Genomic DNA, 19,234 nt, shown 5'->3' on the forward strand with positions numbered 1-19,234 from the left:
CTCACCCGGGGCGCGGTGTTTTCCGCAGTGCACCAAGAGTTTTCGCGCGGTCATGAAACGGTCATGATCGGTGCGCTGGAATTGCTTCCGAATCGGTCGCCGGGTGGCGATCGAAAAGGAAGGAATCACACAATGTTCAAGACTTTCACACTCGCCGCCGCGACCGTCGGTATCCTCGGGGCGGGCGTCGCGACGGCGCACGCGGAGACCCTGACGGTGGACGGCAGCTACTCCTCGCTCGACGGCTGCGCCGCGGACGGCAACAATGGTCAGTTCCAGGCCGGTGGCGTGCAGCTGCGCGGTGAGGACGGCTGGCGGTGGAGCTGCGATCAGGGCGCCGACGGGCTCTGGTACATGACCATCTTCCGCTGATCGGCGAGCCGCCCGGCGAATCCCATTCGGGTGCTTTTCGCTTCAACGGTGACAATAAGGGGCATTTCTATCGCGCGAACCCGGTTGCGCGTTAATTGAATTGCTCCTATTGATCTTGTGATCTGCGTCATTCGGGACAATTTGTGCCAGTTGCTTGCTAGGGTCTTGGTTGCACGCTATTAGCTAGACTAAATTTCCCGAATGTGTGGGAGGACCTGAAGCTCTACGGGAGGGAACGAGAACGCGTCCACGTGGATCGCGTTCTCGCGGCGGCGCGTTCGGGCCGCGGTGCGGCGCTGGTTCTGTCGGGAGATCCAGCGATCGGCAAGACCGCGCTACTACGCGCCGCGCTCGACCAGGCCGCGGACTTCCGGGTGCTGCGCTGCCAGGGCATCCGCGCCGAATCCGGCCTGGACCACGCGGCCCTGCACGAACTGCTGCTGCCGGTCGCCGACCGGCTGCCGCTGCTGCCGCCCGCCCAGGCCCGCGCCCTGGGCGTGGTGCTCGGCCTCGACGCCGGTCCCGCCGACCCGTTCCTGGTCGGGGCCGCGCTGGTGCGGCTGCTCGCCGAACTCGCCGACGAGCAGCCGCTGCTGCTGATCGTGGACGAGGCCCGACTGGTCGACCCGGAATCGGCGCGGGCCATCGTCTTCGCCATCCGCCGCCTCACCGCCGCCCCCGTCGCACTGCTGGCGGCATTGCGCGACGACCCCGCCGACACGCTGTGGCGGGACCTGCCCGCGCTGCGGGTCACCGGCCTGCCCGACGCCGAGGCCCGCCGCCTGCTCGCCGACCGGTACGGCCCGCTCGGCGCGCTGCGCCTGGGGCGGATTCTCTCCGTGGCCGACGGCAACCCCCTCGCGCTGCTCGAATTGCCCGGTGTCGTCGGCGATCTCGCGGGCACCGCCCCCGAACCCATGGCTCTGGGCCCCGGTGTGCGCACCGCGTTCGGCGAACGCGTCGCCGCCCTGCCCGCCACCGTCCGGACCCTGCTGACCGTGGCCGCCACCGAGACCCGCGGCGTGCCGGGCATCGTCACCACCGCCGCGGCCGCCCTCGGCGTGGACGCCCAGGCCTGGGAGTACGTCGCGGCCGCCGGGCTGCTCACCATCAGCGACGGCCGCGTCGAACGCACCCACGCCCTGCTGTGCGCCGCCGTGCACGCGGCCGCGACCGTGGCCGAGACCAGGGCCGCCCAGTCGGCCGTCGCGGACGCGCTGACCGGGACCGGCGATCACGACCTGAGCGCCTGGCACCGCGCCCTCGCCGCGGGCCGCCCCGACGAGGACCTCGCCGCCGCGCTGACCGAACAGGCGACCGGCGCCGCGCACGGGCCGATGGCCGCGGCCGCCATGCTGCGCCAGGCCGCCGCCATCTCACCCGACCCGGAGCGGGCCGGGGAACGGCTCGCCGCCGCGGGCCGATTCGCTTGGGCCGGCGGCGATATCGCCTCCGCGCACGGCCTGCTCGACCGCGCCGTCGCCCGCCTGGGCCCCGAACGGGCCGCGACGGCCGCCCGGGGCTTGGCCGGACTGCTGGAATTCGTTGCGGGAGAACCGGAACGGGCGAGCCGCCTGCTGCTGCGCGACGCCGAGCTGGTGGACCCGGCGACCGCCGCCAACCTGCGGGTCGACGCCGAACGCGCGCGCTGGGTCGCCGGGCACGGCGTGCTCGACCTGGACCCCGCGGAAATGACCGTGCGGGAAGGCATCTCCCGCTTCCACACTATGATCCGGCCGCTGCCGCCCGCGCCGCTGGTGCTGCTGTGGGGACTCGCCGAGACCGCCCTGGAGCCGTACACCCAGGCGGCGGCCTCGCTGCGGGGCAGTGCCGCACCCGCCGCCGTATCGCTGCTGCCGCAGCTGGCCATCCTGCAATTCGCCAACGGCCGCTTCCCGGCCGCCGAACGCACCCTGGCCGAGGCGTTCGAGCTGGCCGGGGCCGGGGGTGTGGACAACGTGCTCGCCCAGTGCTGGGCGCTGCGCGCGAAAATCGCGGCCCTGCACGGTGATTCGGACGGGGTGCTGGCGGCCGCGGATCAGGTGCTGGCGCTGGCCCGGCCGCGGCGCGCGCACGCGGTCATCGCGTCGGCGCACTGGCACCTGGGCTTCCACGCCCTCAGCCTCGGCGATCCGGAGACCGCGTACCTGCGCATGCGCACCCTGGCCCAGCCGGGCCACGACGCCCGGCATCCCACCTACGCGCGGCTGGCCGCCGTGGATCTGGTGGAGGCCGCGGTGCGCGTGGGCCGCCACGACGAGGCCGCCGGGTATTACGAGGAGATCCGGGACTGGGCGCTGCGCTCCCGCGCCGACTGGGCGGTCTCGGCCGCCTACACCTGCCGGGCGCTGCTGTGCACGGACGACCGCGCCGACAGGTACTTCCAGCGCGCGCTGGCCGTGCGGCGCACCCGCCACGACCTGAATCAGGTGCGCACCCGCTTGCTCTACGGCAAGTGGCTGCGCCGGGCCCGCCGCCGCGCCGACGCCGCCGAGCAATTGCGTTCGGCCGCCGAGGCGTTCGAGGGCATGGGTGCGGCCCAGTGGGTGCTGCGCGCCCGGCAGGAGCTCGAACTCACCGGTCGCCGGGCGATGCCGGTCACCGCGCACGGCGAGACCTCGGTGCTGACCGCGCAGGAGCTGCGGGTGGCGCGGCTGGCCGCCCACGGGCTCACCAATCGGGAGATCGGGACCGAACTCTTCCTCAGTCCCCGCACCGTCGGGCACCACCTATCGCGGGTGTTCGGCAAGCTGGGCCTCAGCGGCCGGTCCGATCTGGTGGATGTCGACTTCGACAACGGCATGCGAATCGTGCGGCCGCGCTGACGGTTCCGGCTCGCGGTGAGTGTGGCTTTTCGACCGGTCAGTCCAGGTTGACCGACTCGCCCCAGTAGCGGGGGTCCCAGTTGATCAGGATCATGCCGGCCACACTGCCCGCGCAGCCGCCGCAGGCGTGCACCTGGATCACGCTGTCCACGTCGGTGTCCCCGGCCAGCACAGCGCGGGTGGACAGCCAGACCGCGCGCAGGTGCAATGCCGCGGGTCTGCCGCAGCGGACGCATTCGGGCAGCGCGTCGTCCGGGTCGTTGCGCCCGATCCGGACCTCCGGGGTGACGGGTGCTCCCGGGCCGAGGGCTGCGTCGAGGAGCGGCGAAAATTCCTTGCGCTCACGGTCTTCCACCTGCGCAGGCTAACTATTTCCGGCGGGGTCCGCACGCCGTGCGACCGAAACGTGTCGTGGGCCCGGCCCGGTGCGGGCCGGAATGTTTAACCCGGGCGCCGCTGGGAATGCAATGGAAAGCGTTTCGGAGCGATGTCCGAATTGGGATTCCGTATTCGCGCCCGCATTTTAGTCTTCCCGATCCGGAAGAGAATCGGTCATCGTATCGGTCGGTCAATCGGTCGATTGTGAAATGTCCGGAATCGCTTATCCCGGCGGTGATCTCAGCCGCTGGGAAGATCGCGTTTACGGGTTTGTCGGTTGCTCGTAATGCGAGGTACCTTGCGACGTGCGCGAGATCCGGGTGCTCCAGGGGAGGGAACGAGAACAGAACGAACTGTCTCGGGTCCTGACCCAGGCGCGCGCCGGTCACGGCGGGGGAATGCTGCTCTGGGGAGAACCCGGGATCGGGAAAACCGCGCTACTGCGTGACGCCGAACAACGCGCCACCGAATTCAGAGTTCTGCATTGCCGCGGAAATTCCGCCGACAACGGAGTGGATTTCGCGGCATTGCGCGAACTGCTCGGCCCGCTCGCCGATCGCGTGCCCGCGCTGCCCGGTCCGCAGGCCCGCGCCCTGACCGCCGCCCTCGGCCGCGGACCCGGCCCGGCGGACCGGTTCCTGGTGGGGGCGGCCGTGGTCTCCCTGCTGGCGGCGGTGGCCGCGGAGCAGCCGGTCTTGCTCGTCATCGACGACGCGGAGTCGGTGGATCTCGCGACCGCCCGGGCCCTCACGTTCGCGCTGCGCCGCCTCGGCGGGGTTCGGGTGGCCCTGCTGGTCGCCATGCGGGACAACCCCGCCACCACGGTGTGGCAGTCGCTGCGGGTGCTGCCGATCGCCCCGCTGCCCGACCCGGAGGCGCGGCGGCTACTGGCGCGGCGCGCGGGCGGTGTCGGCGCGCCCCGGGCGAACCGCATGCTGCAGTTGGCCGGCGGAAACCCGCTGGCCCTGCGTGAATTCCCGATCGACACCGAGGACACCGCCGGAATCGCGTGGGGACCCGCGCCTTTCGGCCCCCGCCTGCGCGCCGCCTTCGCCGACCGGCTCGCCGCCCTGGACCCGGGCATCCGCCTGCTGCTGGTGGTGGCGGCCGCCGAGGACCGCGGCACCCTGTGCCCGATCGCGTCCGCCGCCACCGAACTCGGTGTCGCCCCGGCGGATTGGGAACGGGCCTTCGAGGCGGGCCTGCTGGTCGTCACCGACGGCCGCGTCGACATGCGGCACCGCCTGCTCGGCGGCGCGGCCTACGACGCCGCCCCGCCCGCCCAGCGCCGCGCCGTCCACCTCGCCCTGGCCGCCGCCCTCCCCGGCTCCGGCGCCGACGAACTACGCGCCTGGCACCTCGCCGCCGGACTCGACACCCCCGATCCCGAACTGGCCCGCGCCCTCGCGGACGGCGCACCCCGCGTCCTGCGCCACAACGGCCCTCTCGCCGCGGCCGCCGTTCTGCGCCGCGCCGCCGCCATCACCGCCGATCCGGCCACCGCCGGTCTCCGCCTCGCCGCCGCGGCCCAATTCGCCTGGGAGGGCGGCGATATCGAATCCGCCCGCCGCCTGCTCACCCTCGCCGAATCCCGCACCACCCCGGCCGCCATCACCACCGCCGCCGCGGGACTGCCCGGCCTGCTCGAACTCGTCGCCGGCGACCCCGCCCGCGCCCACACCCTGCTGCTCCGCGACGCCGACGCCATCGCCGCCCGCCTCCCGGAAACCCCCGCCGCCGGCGCGGGCACGTCCTCGCCGGTGCCGCCCGTATCGGCGGTGCGCCCCGCGTCGCCGGGGCAGGTCACCGTCGGGAGCGCGAATGCGGCTCTGTCCGGCCGCGATTCGGCTGCGCCGTCCCCCACCGCTACGGAATTCGCGGGCGGGGAGTCGCGGCCGGCGCGCGGGGCCGACCTGGTCGCGGGACTGCGGCTGCTGGCGGAGCGGACCGAGTGGGTGCTCGGGCAGGGCGTCGACCGGCCGATGGACGGGCAGCTCGAGGCGGTGGTGGCGGCGCCGTCGCCGATGCTCGCGGCGCAGCTGCTGCCGCCCGCGGCGCAATTGCTGGAGTGGGGGCTGGCCGAGGCGGGACTGGAACCGTATCTGGGGGTGGCGGCCGGACTTCGAGCCTCCGGCGACCGGGCGGCGGCGGTCGGGGTGCTGCCGCAGCTGGCCACCATGCAGTTCGCGACCGGGCGGTGGGAGGCCGGGGAGGCCACCCTCGAGGAGGCGTTCGACCTGGCGTCGGGTGCGGGCGCCGACAATATCCTCGCCCAGTGCTGGAACCTGCGGGCCCGGCTGGCCGCCCAGCGCGGCAATGCGGACCTGGTGGCCGACAGCGTGGAGCGCGCGCTGGCGCTGTCCCGCCCGCACGCGGTGCCGCTGCTCACCGGCGGCGCCTACTGGCACCACGGCTTCCACGCGCTCACCGCCGGTGACGCCGAGGCCGCCTACCGCCGGCTGCGCGCGCTGTCGCAGCCGGGCCACGAGGCCGCGCACCCCACGCTGGCCCGCCTGGCTACCCTCGATCTCGTCGAAGCGGCGTGCCGCGTGGGTCGTTTCGACGAGGCCGCCGCGCACTCGGAGCACATCGTGCTCTGGGCGCGGCGGTCCCGGGCCCGCTGGGCGCTGGCCGCCGCCTACGCCTGCCGCGCCCTGCTCGCGGAGGAGGACCGCGCCGAGCACTACTACCGGCGCGCCGTCGCGGTCGGTGATTCCCGGCACGGCAGTTTCGGGCGCGCCCGCACCCAGCTGCTCTACGGCAAGTGGCTGCGCCGGGTCCGCCGCCGCCGCGCCGCCGCCGAGCAATTGCGCCTCGCCGCGGACGGTTTCGAGCTGATCGGCGCGACCGCGTGGGCCGCGCGCACCCGCACCGAACTCGATCTCACCGGCACCGGGACCAAACCCGCCGGAGGTTCGGACACGCCGCTGACCGTGCAGGAGTCCCAGGTGGCCCGGCTCGCCGCCCAGGGTCTCACCAATCGGGAGATCGGCGCGGAACTGTTCCTCAGCCCGCGCACCGTCGGCCACCACATGTCGCGGATTCTCGAGAAGCTCGGTCTCACCGGCCGTTCCGAGCTGCGCGGCATCGACTTCGACAACGGCATGCGGCTGACCCGTCCGCCGCTGTGACGCCGCTCAGGCGCGGGTGAGTTCGAACAGCCGGAACCGGCGCGTCCCCGCCAGCCGCTGCTCCATGGCGTAGCCGGGCCAGAATTCCAGCGCCCGCCGCCAAGCCCGGTCCCGATCGTCGCCGGTCAGCTCGCGCACCCGGACCGAGAACCGTTCGCCCCGCACCGTCAGTTCGGCCGCTTCGGCGTGCCGCAGATTGGCCGACCAGGACGGCTGTTCGGGCTTGCCCCAGTTCGACGAGACGATCAGGAACCGCTTCTCGTCCAGGAGATCGGGTGTGTAGAGCAGGCTGACCGTGCGCGGCAGCCCGGTGCGGCGGCCCGCCACCGTCAGCTCCATCGCGGGCAGACCCGCCACGTCGAGAATCCCCTTGCGGCCCTTGGTGGTTCGCCGCGCGAGCCGTTCCAGCGCGAAGACCAGCGGCTCGGCGTGCATGACCGTGCGGCGGCGGGCCAGTGCCCGCCCCAGCCGGGGGAGCGGATTCCAGCGGGCGGGCGCGCCGGGGCCGCGCTGCCATTCAGCGAAAACCATGTCCCCGATTATGTTGCCGGGCCGCCACTAGGGCGCCCAACGCGCCCGGTCCCAGTCCTCATTCCAGTCGTTCGGGTCGGCGGGGGAGCGGTCCTCGTCGTGTTCGCGGCGCAGTTGCTTCTTCTCGTCCTCGCGCGAGTCGGCGTCGTCGTCATGCTCGCGCGGCGGAGTTTCCTCGCTCATGACTTCCCTTCGTGCCGGTTATACACAAAAGGTATCGAATGGGCGATTCTTCAGCTACCGGTGGCGGCCCGTGTCGCCTCAGGATTCGCTATTGCCGCGGAACCAGGGGTCGTTGGAATTCAGCGCGGTCAGCAGACGGCGGATGGCCGCCACCCGCTGCTCCTTGCCTTCCAGCAGGTCGAGCGCACATTCCGGATCGGCGGGCGGGCCCAGGTGGGTGCAGCCGCGCGGGCAGTCCTCGATGGCCTCGGCCAGATCCGAGAAGGCGGCGATCACGTCGTCGGGTGTGATGTGGGCCAAGCCGAACGATCGCACGCCGGGCGTGTCGGCCACCCAGCCATCGCCGGGCAACGGCAGCGCCACCGACTGGGTCGAGGTGTGCCGCCCCTTGCCGACGCCCGACACCTCGCCGACCGCGCGCTCGGCGTCGGGGACGAGCCGGTTCACCAGGGTGGACTTGCCCACCCCCGAATGCCCGATGAACGCGGTCAGCTTGTCGTCGAGCAGCTCCAGCACCGGTTCCAGGGGATCCTCGATACCCGCGTACACGATGGTGAGATCCAGATCCTCGAAGGCCGAGGCGAATTCGGAGTCGGCGGCCAGATCGTGCTTCGTGAGGCACAGGATCGGTTGCAGCCCACCGACATACGCCGCCACCATGGCCCGCTCCACGAACCCGGTGCGCGGCGGCGGATCGGCCAGCGCCACCACGATGAACAGCTGCTCGGCATTGGCCACCACCACCCGCTCGAACGGGTCGGTGTCATCGGCGGTGCGGCGCAACACCGTTCGGCGTTCGGACACCCGCACGATGCGGGCCAGGGTGTCGGGCTTGCCGGACAGGTCGCCGACCAGATCCACCTGGTCGCCGACCACGATCGGGGTCCGGCCCAGTTCGCGCGCCCGCATGGCGACCACGCCGCGCTCCGGATCCCCGTCCAGCACGCACCCCCAGCGGCCGCGGTCCACCGAAACCACCATGGCCGCTTCGGCATCCAGATGCTGCGGCCGGGTCTTGGTGCGCGGGCGCGAGCCCTTGCCCGGGCGCACCCGGACATCGGACTCGTCGTACTCGCGGCGCCTCAGTGGTCCGCTCCCGGCTCGCCGGTGCGGTCCGCTCCGGCCAGCATGCTCTCCCACAACTCGACGAATCCCGGCAGCGTCTTGGCGGTGGTGCCGATGTCCTCGATCTCCACGCCCGGGGTCACCAGGCCGATGATCGCGCCCGCGGTGGCCATCCGGTGGTCGGCGTAGGAGCGCCACTGCCCGCCGGTGAGCGGGTTCGGCACGATGGCCAGCCCGTCCTCGGTCTCGGTGACCTTGCCGCCGAGCCGGTTGATCTCGGTGGCCAGCGCCGCCAGCCGGTCGGTCTCGTGCCCGCGCAGGTGCGCGATGCCGCGCAGCCGCGACGGCGAATCCGCCAGGGCCGCAAGGGCGGCCACGGTCGGGGTCAGCTCGCCCACGTCGTGCAGGTCGATGTCGATGCCCGCCAGGCGTTCCGGGCCGCGCACGGTGAGCACGCCGTCGAAGATCCGCGCCTCCGCGCCCATCCGGACCAGGATCTCGCGGATCACGTCGCCGGGCTGGGGGGTGAACCGGGGCCAGTGCGGGATGCTCACCTCGCCGCCGGTGACGGCCGCGGCGGCCAGGAACGGGGTGGCGTTGGACAGGTCCGGCTCCACGTCCCAGTCCACCGCGCGGATCGGTCCGGGCGCGACGGTCCAGGTCTGCGCCTTGCGCGGATCGTTGGGGGCGTCGACGCGAACATCGGCCCGGCGCAGCATCTCCACGGTCATCTCGATGTGCGGCATGGACGGCAGCGCCGCGCCGTCGTGGTTCACCGTGACGCCCTGCTCGAACCGCGCCGCCGACAGCAGCAGCCCCGACACGAACTGCGAGGAACCCGAGGCGTCGATGGTGACCGGCCCGCCGCGCAGCGCCCCCATCCCGTGCACCACGAAAGGCAGCTGGTTGCCGTCGATGTCGAGGCCCAGCGCCCGCAGCGCGTCCAGGATGGTGCCCAGCGGCCGCGCCCGCGCCTGCTCGTCGCCGTCGAAGGCGACGTCGCCGCGCGCCAGCGCCGCCACCGGCGGCAGAAACCGCATGACCGTGCCCGCCAGCCCGCAATCGACCATGGCGCTACCGAATTCGGCGGGCGGAGTGACCACCAGCGTGCTGCCGTCACCCTCGATGCCGGTGCCCATGGCTCGCAGCGCCGCGATCATCAGATCGGTGTCCCGGCTGCGCAACGCCCCGGTGATGGTGGACGGCCGATCCGCCAGTGCGGCGAGGATCAGCGCCCGATTGGTGATGGATTTGGACCCGGGCAGGGTCACGGAAGCGTGGACGGGAACTCGGACATGGGGCGCGGGCCAGAAAGTCACCGCCCTATCTTCCCAAATGACCGGGGTCCCGCGGGGCCCACATCCCTATCCCGCTGTCAGGCCGTTATTCGGGCGATCGACCGGTGCGCACGAGCAACGCCGGTCCCCGTGGCGGGAACCGGCGTCGAGGTGCTCGATCGGGACCGGGCGTCCGATGTGCGGGTGGGACCCGCTCCCGAGAGTTGGAACTTCTTACTTCGCGCGGCCGTGCACCAGGGGCACGATCTTGCGGAGCAGCTTCATGGTGCGGTCGGTGCGGGTGTAGGACAGCAGTGCCATGCCCGGAATCGTGAAGCGCTGCACCGCGATCGAGTGCGGGCGGGCGAATTCCAGCAGGCCGGGGGCACCGTGGATGCGGCCGATGCCGGAATCGCGGACGCCGCCGAAGGGCAGGCCGGAGATGGCGGCGTAGGACAGCACCGAGTTCACCGAGGTGCAGCCGACCTCCAGGCGCCGGGCGATCTCCATGCCCTGCTTCTTGGAGTAGACCGCCGAGCCCAGGCCGTACTTGCTCTTGTTGGTGAGCTCCACGGCCTCGTCCACGCCGCTCACGGTGCGGATGGTGACGGTCGGGCCGAAGGTCTCCTCGCACACCGCTTCCGAGGACTCGTCCACGTCGACCAGGATGACCGGGTCGATGAAGGAGCCCTTGACGGACTCCGGCCCGCCGAGCACCGCGGTGCCGCCGTTCTTCAGCGCGTCCTCGATGTGCCGGCGCACGATGTCGACCTGGCCGGGCATGGTCATCGGGCCGTAGGAGGCCTTGTCGTCCGAGCCGGGCTTGATGTCGGTGAGGATGCGCTTGACCTCGGCCACGAACTCGGTGGCGATGGACTTGTCCACGTACACGCGCTCGACGCCCGCGCAGGTCTGGCCGGAGTTGGCGGTGGCGCCCCAGGCGACGGCGTCGGCGGCGGCCTTGATATCGGCGTCGGCGGCCACGATCACCGCGTCCTTGCCGCCGCACTCCAGCAGCACCGGGGTGAGCGACTCGGCGGCCGAGGCCATGATCTTCTTACCGGTCGCGGTGGACCCGGTGAATGCCAGCTTGTCGACGCCGGACTTCACCAGCGCGGCGCCGGTGGCCCCGTAGCCGTTGACGGTGATGAACACCCCGTCCGGCAGTTCCGGGTTCGCCTCGGCGAACGCCTTGGCCACGAAATTGCCGATGCCGGTGGAGAATTCGCTCGGCTTGAACACCACGCAGTTGCCCGCGGACAGCGCGTAGGCGATGGAGCCGTTGGGGGTGTAGACCGGGTAGTTCCAGGGGCCGATGATGCCGACCACGCCCAGCGGGCGGTACTCCAGGTGCGCGGCGAAGTTGGCCATGAACGCGCCCGGCGCCACCTTGCGCGGCCCGAGCACCTTCGCGGCGTTGGAGGCGGCCCACTTGATGTGCTCGAGCGCCAGCATGAGCTCGAGGAAGGCGTCGTCGACGGGCTTGCCGTTCTCGGCGTGGATGAGCTCGCACAACTCGTCGGACTTCTCGACGAGCTTGCTGCCCCAGCGCAGCACGTGCTTCTTGCGCTCGGCGTAGCTCAGCGCGCCCCAGGTGGCGGCGGCGCTGCGGGCTTTGGCGACGGCAGCGCGCACGGCCGCCTCATCATCGATCCGGTAGGTGGCGAGGGCCTCGCCGGTGGCAGGGTTGACGGAAGTCAGCGTCTCGGCCTGATCGAGCGGGGCGGCTTCGGTTGCAGTCATTGTGCGGCGATCCCTTGATGAGAGTGTGATGAGACGAACGTCTCACACCGTCCAAGTGATGTCAATTGCCATCACATCGATGACGATTCGATTCGCGGGCGCGGTGGTCCTGGTGGGTGTCGGTGACCGGTGGCAGCATGGTCGGCATGTGCGGTAGATACGCGACCACGACGAATCCCGCGAAGCTGGCCGTCGAGCTCGACGCCATCGACGAGACCGGCGACCAGGGCTTCGACCCCAACTACAACGTGGCCCCCACCAACCAGGTGCTCACCGTCGTCGAACGCCACGACCGCGACCACCCCGAGGACCCGGCCGCCCTGCGCGTCCGGGCCATGCGCTGGGGATTGATCCCATCCTGGACCAAGAGCGCCGAACCGGGCGTCCCGGTGAAGGGCAAACCGCTCTTCAACGCCCGCGCCGACAAGGCCGCCACCACCGCCTCCTTCCGCGACGCGGTGAAGAAGCGCCGCTGCCTGGTGCCGATGGACGGCTGGTACGAGTGGATCACCGAGGCGGGCGGCGCCGGCAAGGCCGTCAAGCGCCCGTACTTCATGTCCCGCGCCGACGGCGGCCGCCTCTATATGGCGGGCCTGTGGTCGGTCTGGCGTGACCGCGAGCTCGGTGACGCCGCGCAGCCGCTGCTGTCCTGCACGATCCTGACCACCGACGCTGTCGGCGATCTCACCAAGGTGCACGACCGCATGCCGCTGCCCATGCCGCGCGAACATTGGGCCGCTTGGCTGGACCCGGATCACCCGGCGCCCGAGGAACTGCTGGAAACGCCCGCCGCCGCGGCGGTTTCGGACATCGTGATCCGCGAGGTGCCGTCCCTGGTGAACAGTGTGAAGAACAACGGACCCGACCTGTTGGCGGCTGTGGACGAACAAGCCGGTCAGATCAGCCTGATCTGACCGGCCCGTGAACGTTCGACGCGCTATTTGCACTTCACTGTCGGCAGAGCGATATTCAGTGTGCATCTCAGCGTTTCGGCCGACGAGTCGATCATCTTCGTGATGATGCCGCCGCCGAGCGCCTCGGCCTTCTCCACCCTCTCGTCCTTCTTCGGCTGCGCTCCGCCGCCCGGCGCGCCCGGGTCCGGGAAGCTGGGCCCCTGCGGCGCGACGGGCACGGGGAGGGGCTCGGCCATCGCGGTGACATCCGTCAACGGGCCCGCGCCCAGTGCCAGGATCAGTGTTCCGGTGGCGACAGCCGTGCCAATGCGCCGATTGCGAGACATACCGCATCACATCCTCGGGTTCGAACGGACCTTGCGGACTGCACACGTTCACAACAACCTCACTGCTCGCTCCCCAGTAACTCACAGAAAGCCGCCGGGATAGTGAAATGACAGTGCCCCCGCCGCGTCTCCGCGGCGGGGGCACCGTCGATTCGATTGTCGCCGGTCAGACCGTCGCGGGATCCGCCTTCTCGGCGGCCTCGTCCCGGGCCTGGATGCCGCCCGCGGTCCGCAGCGGCACCTCCTTCCAGAACAGCACCAGCAGGAAGGCGATCAGCGCGACCGCGGTGGCCGCCAGGAACACCCGGTCCATGGACTCGGCGAAGCCCTCCTTGAACGGATGCGCCAGGGTCGGGTCCAGCTTCTGGATGACCGAGCTGTCGTTGAGCACCTGCTTCGCGACCGCCGGATCCTTGGCGATCAGCCCGTTGGCGACCTGCTTGTCGACCGGGTTGTCGCTGTTCCGGCCGTCCTGGATGGCCTGCACGTAGGCGGGCTGCTGCGCAGCGTGCTCGAGCGAGGTGGTGATGTTCGGGGTGAGCTGGGTGAACAGTACCGACAGGAACACCGCCACACCCAGGGTGCCGCCGATTTGCCGGAAGAAGGTCGCGGCGGCGGTGGACACGCCCATGTCCTTGGGCGGCAACGCGTTCTGCAGCGCCAGGGTCAGCGGCTGCATCAGGTTGCCCAGGCCGAAGCCGGTGATGGCCATGAAGATCATGACGATCCACAGCTTGGTGTCGGCCGAGACCAGGTGCAGCAGGAACAGGCCCGCGGTGAGCAGCCCCGCGCCGACCGGCGGGAAGAACTTGTACCGTCCGGTCCGCGAGATCAGCTGACCCGCCAGGATCGAGCCGGTCATCATGCCCGCCACCAGCGGCAGCATCAGCAGACCCGCCTTGGTCGGGCTCGCGCCCTGCACCACCTGTAGGTACTGCGGCAGCAGGGTGATGCCGCCGAACATGGCCGCACCGACCACCACCGAGATGAGCACGCCCAGGGCGAAGGTGGAGTTCTTGAACATGCGCAGCGGGATCAGCGCGGCGTCGCCCTGCTTGGCCTCGACCGCGATGAAGGTCAGCACGCCGAACGCGCCGAGGGCGTAGCAGATGATGGCATGTCCACTGGTCCAACCCCATTCACGGCCCTGCTCGGCGATCACCAGCAGCGGCACCAGGCCGACGACCAGCGCCGAGATGCCCATCCAGTCGATGGCGACCTTGTTGCCGGGGCGCTTGGGCAGCTTGAGCACGCGGGTGACCACGGCCAGCGCGATGATGCCGATCGGCACGTTCACCAGGAACACCCAGCGCCAGCCGGTGACGCCCAGGATCTGGTCGGTGCCCGAGAGCAGACCGCCGATGACCGGTCCCACCACGCTGGAGGTGCCGAACACGGCCAGGAAGTAGCCCTGGTAGCGGGCGCGTTCCCGCGGGGACACGATGTCGCCCATGATGGTCAGCGCCAGCGACATCAGACCGCCCGCGCCCAGGCCCTGGAAGGCCCGGAAGGCGGCCAGCTGGTACATCGAGGTCGCGACGGAACAGGCCAGCGACCCGGCCACGAAGATGGTGATGGCGGCGAGGTAGAACGGCTTGCGGCCGTACATGTCCGACAGCTTGCCGTAGAGCGGGGTGGCCAGCGTCGAGGTGATCAGGTAGGCGGTGGTGACCCACGCTTGCGCCGAATAGCCCTGCAGCTCATCGGCGATGGTGCGGATGGAGGTCGACACGATGGTCTGATCGAGGGCGGCCAGCAGCATGCCCATCATCAGGCCGCTCATGATCACCAGGATCTGCTTGTGGGTGAAGCCGGCCGAATTGAGTTCCGGCTCCGCCACTGTCGCTTGGGTTGTCACGAATTGCTCTCCGCGGGTTCGTAATAGGATTTCAGGTCTTTGTGAGCCGCGATATCGGCCAGCATGCGTTGCCGGGTCCCCTCGTAGCCGTCGACGAAGCGATGCAGCAGCCGGGAGAAGACCTCCCGTTCGCCGGGGGGCCAGTCGGTGAGCATGTCGCGCAGCGAGTCGTTGCGGCGGGCCCGGATCTGGGCGGCCACCGTTCGTCCGGCGGGGGTCACGTCGAGCACGCTGGCGCGGCCGTCGGCGGGGTCGGCGCGGCGTTCGATGAGCCCGCGTTTGACCAGGCTCGCGACCTGGCGGCTGATGGTCGAGGCGTCGGAGTAGAGGGCCTCGGCGAGCGCGCCCGAGCGTTTCGGGCCGCCGTGGATCAGCTGGAACAGGATGCTGAACGCGGCCGGTTCGATCTCGCCCCCGGTGAGGGCCGAGATCTGCGCGTTGGTGCGATCTCGCAGCTTGGTGAGCCGGGCGATCTCGTAGGCGATGGCATCGACAAGGCCGTCGTCGATATCGGTGCTGGTCGCCGGGTCATCGTCGGTCACGGTCGGTCTCACCTCCTTGCGTCGGGCAATTGCTTGTAAAAGGCAACTAGTTGTACGGCGCAAGTATTCCGACATAGTTGTCCCTTGGCAAGAGATTTCCGGAGGTTGTGTCTCCACTCACGGCCGAATCGGGCAATTCGCCCATGAATCGGCAGGTCAGGCCACCGCGACCGCCGCGGTCACCGCCCCCGTCAGCCGCACCAGATCCGCTGGCGCGAGCTCGATCTCCAGGCCGCGCTTGCCCGCGCTGCACAGCACCCGATCCCACTCCAGCGCCGAGGAATCGACGACCGTCGGCAGTCGCTTCTTCTGCCCCAGCGGCGAAATCCCGCCCAGCACATAGCCGGTCGTGCGCTCGGCCTTCGCCTTGTCGGCCATCGCCGCCTTGCCGCCGCCCAGCGCCGCGGCCGCCGCCTTCAACGACAGCGTGGTCGGCACCGGCAGCACCGCCACCGCGAGCCCGCCCGAACCCAGGTCGATCACCAGCGTCTTGAAGATCTGCCCGGCGCTCACCCCGACCTCGGCCGCCAGCGCGTCCACCGCCTCCGCGCCGTACGAATCACTGCGCGGGTCATGGGCATACGCGTGCACCCGATGCTCCACCTTCGCCTGTACCAGTGCTTTGATCGCGGGAGTAGAAGCGGCCATGCGGCTCACCCTAGACACCGCGCGCAAGCCGATTTCAGAGTGTGGGAACAGGCGGAGCGTTCACCCTGTTGCATGCGATACGCGCTTCTCGGCAACCGTCGGGCCCACGGACGGGAAGCACGCGATCCCATGACCAAGGAGGAGTCGGTGTCCGTTCTGCTCGAGGAGCGACCAACCGGTTTCCGGGCCGAATCCCTGTTCGCGGTAGATTCAATGGCTACGGCGATCGAAGGGATTAGCGTGACGAGCGACGACGACATGGTCGATCGCCGGCGTGATGACGATGCGGACAGCATCGACGCCGGTGACGACCAAGCGGTCGACTATGACGACGAAGTGAGCGAATCCGGGGCCAGAAGCTCCGAATCGACGGCCGAACTGGCCGCCCGGTTCGAACGCGACGCGCTGCCGCTGCTGGACCAGCTCTACGGCGCGGCCCTGCGCATGACCCGCAACCCGGCCGATGCCGAGGACCTGGTGCAGGAGACCTTCGCCAAGGCCTACCAGGGCTTCAAGTCCTTCCGTGAGGGCACCAACCTGCGGGCCTGGCTGTACCGCATCCTCACCAACACCTACATCAACTCGTACCGGAAGAAGCAGCGCCAGCCCGCGCAGTATCCGACCGACGAGATCACCGACTGGCAGCTCGCCGCCACCGCCGAGCACACCTCCCAGGGCCTGCGCTCCGCGGAGATGGAGGCGCTCGAGGCGCTGCCGGACGACGACATCAAGGCCGCTCTGCAGTCGCTGCCGGAGGAGTTCCGGATGGCGGTGTACTACGCCGATGTGGAGGGCTTCCCCTACAAGGAAATCGCCGAGATCATGGGTACTCCCATCGGTACTGTCATGTCCCGCCTGCACCGGGGCCGCAAGCAGCTCAAGGGCCTGCTCGCGGATGTGGCGCGGGAACGTGGATTCAACCGGTCGGGCAGCGATGCGGCGCGCGAGGAGGTAACCCAGTGAGCGATGACATGGAAGAACTGGACTGCTCGGCGGTGCTCGCCGATGTCTGGCTGCTCCTGGACAACGAGTGCGACGAGACCGTGAAGGCGCGGCTGCGGGAGCACATCGACCGCTGTTCGCCGTGTGTCGAGGCCTACGGCCTGGAGGAGAAGCTCAAGTCGCTGCTGAACCGCAAATGCGGCGGCGACCGCGCCCCGGACTCGCTCCGGCAGCGTCTGACCATGGAGATCCGGACCAGCTACACCGTGGTCGAGACCCGGATCGAACCGGCCGAATAGAACATCCCGGATACAGCTGAGCGGCACCCTTCCCTGTGGGAAGTGGTGCCGCTCAGCAGTTTTCGAGCTTATCGAAGCAGCTCAGGCGTTCGGCCGCTTGCCGTGGTTGGCGGCATTCTTCTTGCGGCCACGCTTCTTACGTCCACGCTTACCCATAGGTAATCTCCCTTCAGTCGGTCGCCATTCTTTCACGCGTGATCTGCTGTACCTTCAGGGGCTACAGGTCACTCGAAAGCGAGAGGTGTTCATGGCTGAGGAAGTGCTGGCCGAGATGGTGTCGACCGTGCAGGAGATCCTGGTCTCCGTCGGCGACGAAGTGAAGGCCGACGACCCCGTGGTCATGCTCGAGTCGATGAAGATGGAGATCCCGGTCATCGTCGAGGGACCCGGCACCGTGGCCTCGATCAACGTCAAGCCCGGCGACGTCCTGCAGCCCGGCGACCTGATCGCCGTCATCTCCTGAGCACGAGCCCCTCCCGCTCCTGACGCATCCTTGCCGTGTCGCGTGGGAACATACACCCGACGTGGGAACAGAGGAGTGTGGGTGAATGTCGACCCTGAGTGAGCTACTGGCCGAGCACACCGATCTACCGGGCGCGGCCGTCGACCATTTGCAGCGGGTGGTGGGGGATTGGCAGCTGCTGGCGGATCTGTCCTTCGCGGATCTGCTGCTGTGGGTCGGCACCGGACCGGTGACCGAGGGCGCGGAGGTGGTCTGCGTGGCGCAGTGCCGCCCCACCACCGCCCCCACCGTGCACCCGGAGGACCTGGTCGGCGGCTACGCCACAAAAGAGGCGAATCCGCATGTGTTCGAGGCCCTGCTGAACTGCGATATCCAGCGCTTCGAGGCCGACACCGCCCTGACCGGGGTCTATCACCCGCATCCCGTGCACGCCATGCGCGAGGCCATTCCGGTGCGGGTCGGCGACGACATCATCGCCGTCCTCGGCCGCGATACCGACACCCAGCGCCGCAAGATGCGGTCCAGTCTCGAGATCGCCTACATGTCCTGTGCCGACGACCTGTGCCAGATGGTCGCCGACGGCACCTGGCCGGCGCTCGAGGACCGCACCGGCTCGCATTCCAGCCCGCGCGCGGGCGACGGTTTCATCCGCCTCGACACCGAGGGCACCGTCGTCTACGCCAGCCCCAACGCGCTGTCGGCGTATCACCGCATGGGTCTGCAGAACGATCTGGTCGGCCAGGATCTGGCGCTGACCACCCGCTCGCTCATCACCGACCCGTTCGACGCGCAGGAGGTGGTCGGCGACATCCAGGCGGCCCTGGCCGGAAAGGGCGGGCGCCGAATGGAAGTCGAGGCGCGCGGCGCCACCGTCCTGCTGCGCACCCTGGTGCTGCGCCCGCACGGTGAGCTCGGCGGCGCCGCCGTGCTGGTCCGCGACGTGACCGAGGTGAAGCGCCGCGACCGCGCGCTGCTGTCCAAGGACGCCACCATCCGCGAGATCCACCACCGGGTGAAGAACAACCTGCAGACGGTGGCCGCGCTGCTGCGTCTGCAGGCCCGCCGCACCGAGAACGAGGAGGCCCGCCTGGCGCTGACCGAATCGGTCCGCCGGGTCACCTCCATCGCGTCCGTGCACGAAATGTTGTCGATGTCGGTTGACGAAGAGGTCGATCTGGACGAGGTGGTGGACCGCCTGCTGCCGATCATGGCCGATGTGGCGACCGTGCACACCGCCCGCATCAAGGTCCGCCGCGCCGGATCCCTGGGCGTCTTCTCCGCCGAACGCGCCACCCCGCTGGTCATGGTGCTGACCGAGCTGGTGCAGAACGCCATCGAGCACGCCTTCGACGCGGGTGAGAACGGTACGGTCACAATCCGTTCCGAGCGTTCGGCGCGCTGGCTCGACGTCATCATCAGCGACGACGGCCGCGGCCTGCCCGACGGATTCAGCCTGGAGGCCTCCGACCGGTTGGGCCTGCAAATCGTCCGCACACTGGTCACGGCGGAATTGGGCGGCTCGATCGGACTTCACCCCGGAGCCGATGTCGGAACCGACGCGGTGCTGCGAGTTCCGCTCGGCCGGCGCTCCGCGCGCTGAAATATCAACTTCGACGCATAAGTTCGGGCGTGAGCTGAAAAGCCGCGCCCGAACTTTCGTTCGAGGCGCGAATCCCGTTGAACGGGAATTGCCCCGAGAATTCTTCTCGGTCGGGGTTCGGGGGCGAAGCCCCTGAG

At 70.1% G+C, this 19,234-nt stretch carries 19 protein-coding genes; 8 read left to right on the forward strand and 11 right to left on the reverse strand.

Annotation, left to right across the window (positions count from 1 at the left end; all coding sequences use genetic code 11):
* Positions 1-132 precede the first annotated feature (132 nt).
* Entirely contained in the window at positions 133-372 is a 240-nt protein-coding gene (locus tag ACFV4K_RS25985) for a hypothetical protein (RefSeq protein WP_379278393.1), read from the forward strand.
* Between the two features lie 203 nt (positions 373-575).
* Entirely contained in the window at positions 576-3,197 is a 2,622-nt protein-coding gene (locus ACFV4K_RS25990) for a LuxR C-terminal-related transcriptional regulator (protein WP_379278395.1), read from the forward strand.
* Between the two features lie 37 nt (positions 3,198-3,234).
* Here ACFV4K_RS25990 and ACFV4K_RS25995 read toward each other — a convergent pair whose 3' ends face one another.
* Positions 3,235-3,552 carry a hypothetical protein gene (locus ACFV4K_RS25995; RefSeq protein WP_357087046.1) on the reverse strand — a complete coding sequence of 106 codons (318 nt, stop codon included), beginning with the start codon at positions 3,550-3,552 and terminating at the stop codon, positions 3,235-3,237.
* Between the two features lie 328 nt (positions 3,553-3,880).
* On the opposite strand from ACFV4K_RS25995, the gene ACFV4K_RS26000 reads away from it, so the two are divergent.
* Positions 3,881-6,706: an AAA family ATPase gene (locus tag ACFV4K_RS26000; RefSeq protein ID WP_379278397.1), complete on the forward strand. Its 2,826-nt coding sequence runs from the start codon at positions 3,881-3,883 to the stop codon at positions 6,704-6,706.
* Positions 6,707-6,712: 6 nt separating this feature from the next.
* Here ACFV4K_RS26000 and ACFV4K_RS26005 read toward each other — a convergent pair whose 3' ends face one another.
* From ACFV4K_RS26005 to ACFV4K_RS26025, 5 genes are all read right to left on the reverse strand, one after another.
* On the reverse strand, positions 6,713-7,237 hold the full coding sequence (locus ACFV4K_RS26005; protein WP_379278399.1) for a nitroreductase family deazaflavin-dependent oxidoreductase: 525 nt from the start codon (positions 7,235-7,237) through the stop codon (positions 6,713-6,715).
* Between the two features lie 27 nt (positions 7,238-7,264).
* On the reverse strand, positions 7,265-7,420 hold the full coding sequence (locus ACFV4K_RS26010) for a hypothetical protein (protein WP_379278400.1): 156 nt from the start codon (positions 7,418-7,420) through the stop codon (positions 7,265-7,267).
* 78 nt (positions 7,421-7,498) lie between these two features.
* The gene (rsgA, locus tag ACFV4K_RS26015; RefSeq protein ID WP_379278415.1) at positions 7,499-8,506 is read right to left on the reverse strand and encodes a ribosome small subunit-dependent GTPase A; all 1,008 of its coding nucleotides are present in this window, start codon (positions 8,504-8,506) and stop codon (positions 7,499-7,501) included.
* The gene (gene aroA, locus ACFV4K_RS26020) at positions 8,503-9,804 is read right to left on the reverse strand and encodes a 3-phosphoshikimate 1-carboxyvinyltransferase (protein WP_379278402.1); all 1,302 of its coding nucleotides are present in this window, start codon (positions 9,802-9,804) and stop codon (positions 8,503-8,505) included. Before aroA ends, rsgA begins: the two co-directional genes overlap by 4 nt.
* Before the next feature lie 192 nt (positions 9,805-9,996).
* Positions 9,997-11,505: an aldehyde dehydrogenase family protein gene (locus ACFV4K_RS26025; protein WP_379278404.1), complete on the reverse strand. Its 1,509-nt coding sequence runs from the start codon at positions 11,503-11,505 to the stop codon at positions 9,997-9,999.
* A 146-nt stretch (positions 11,506-11,651) separates the two neighbouring features.
* Here ACFV4K_RS26025 and ACFV4K_RS26030 point away from each other — a divergent pair, with 146 nt between their 5' ends.
* Positions 11,652-12,419 carry an SOS response-associated peptidase gene (locus tag ACFV4K_RS26030; protein ID WP_379278417.1) on the forward strand — a complete coding sequence of 256 codons (768 nt, stop codon included), beginning with the start codon at positions 11,652-11,654 and terminating at the stop codon, positions 12,417-12,419.
* A gap of 23 nt (positions 12,420-12,442) precedes the next feature.
* Here ACFV4K_RS26030 and ACFV4K_RS26035 read toward each other — a convergent pair whose 3' ends face one another.
* The 4 genes from ACFV4K_RS26035 to ybaK form a co-directional block, all read right to left on the reverse strand.
* Positions 12,443-12,745: a hypothetical protein gene (locus tag ACFV4K_RS26035; protein WP_379278406.1), complete on the reverse strand. Its 303-nt coding sequence runs from the start codon at positions 12,743-12,745 to the stop codon at positions 12,443-12,445.
* Between the two features lie 166 nt (positions 12,746-12,911).
* Entirely contained in the window at positions 12,912-14,603 is a 1,692-nt protein-coding gene (locus tag ACFV4K_RS26040) for an MDR family MFS transporter (RefSeq protein ID WP_379278408.1), read from the reverse strand.
* Positions 14,600-15,145: a MarR family winged helix-turn-helix transcriptional regulator gene (locus ACFV4K_RS26045; RefSeq protein WP_379278409.1), complete on the reverse strand. Its 546-nt coding sequence runs from the start codon at positions 15,143-15,145 to the stop codon at positions 14,600-14,602. The genes ACFV4K_RS26040 and ACFV4K_RS26045 overlap by 4 nt, the downstream gene beginning before the upstream one ends.
* A 156-nt stretch (positions 15,146-15,301) precedes the next feature.
* Positions 15,302-15,793 carry a Cys-tRNA(Pro) deacylase gene (ybaK, locus tag ACFV4K_RS26050; protein ID WP_379278411.1) on the reverse strand — a complete coding sequence of 164 codons (492 nt, stop codon included), beginning with the start codon at positions 15,791-15,793 and terminating at the stop codon, positions 15,302-15,304.
* A gap of 234 nt (positions 15,794-16,027) precedes the next feature.
* Here ybaK and ACFV4K_RS26055 point away from each other — a divergent pair, with 234 nt between their 5' ends.
* On the forward strand, positions 16,028-16,756 hold the full coding sequence (locus ACFV4K_RS26055; protein ID WP_379095821.1) for a sigma-70 family RNA polymerase sigma factor: 729 nt from the start codon (positions 16,028-16,030) through the stop codon (positions 16,754-16,756).
* 8 nt (positions 16,757-16,764) lie between these two features.
* Positions 16,765-17,034, forward strand: coding sequence for a mycothiol system anti-sigma-R factor (gene rsrA / locus ACFV4K_RS26060; protein ID WP_246598627.1), 270 nt, complete (start codon positions 16,765-16,767; stop codon positions 17,032-17,034).
* Between the two features lie 81 nt (positions 17,035-17,115).
* Here rsrA and ACFV4K_RS26065 read toward each other — a convergent pair whose 3' ends face one another.
* Positions 17,116-17,190 carry a 50S ribosomal protein bL37 gene (locus ACFV4K_RS26065; protein ID WP_153805149.1) on the reverse strand — a complete coding sequence of 25 codons (75 nt, stop codon included), beginning with the start codon at positions 17,188-17,190 and terminating at the stop codon, positions 17,116-17,118.
* Between the two features lie 91 nt (positions 17,191-17,281).
* Between ACFV4K_RS26065 and ACFV4K_RS26070 the strand changes: the two genes are divergently transcribed.
* Together ACFV4K_RS26070 and ACFV4K_RS26075 are read left to right on the forward strand one after the other, a co-directional pair.
* The gene (locus ACFV4K_RS26070) at positions 17,282-17,497 is read left to right on the forward strand and encodes a biotin/lipoyl-binding carrier protein (protein WP_213559751.1); all 216 of its coding nucleotides are present in this window, start codon (positions 17,282-17,284) and stop codon (positions 17,495-17,497) included.
* Between the two features lie 85 nt (positions 17,498-17,582).
* Entirely contained in the window at positions 17,583-19,097 is a 1,515-nt protein-coding gene (locus tag ACFV4K_RS26075; RefSeq protein WP_379278413.1) for a sensor histidine kinase, read from the forward strand.
* Positions 19,098-19,234: the final 137 nt, after the last annotated feature.

Source organism: Nocardia sp. NPDC059764 (assembly GCF_042732555.1).
GTDB lineage: Bacteria > Actinomycetota > Actinomycetes > Mycobacteriales > Mycobacteriaceae > Nocardia.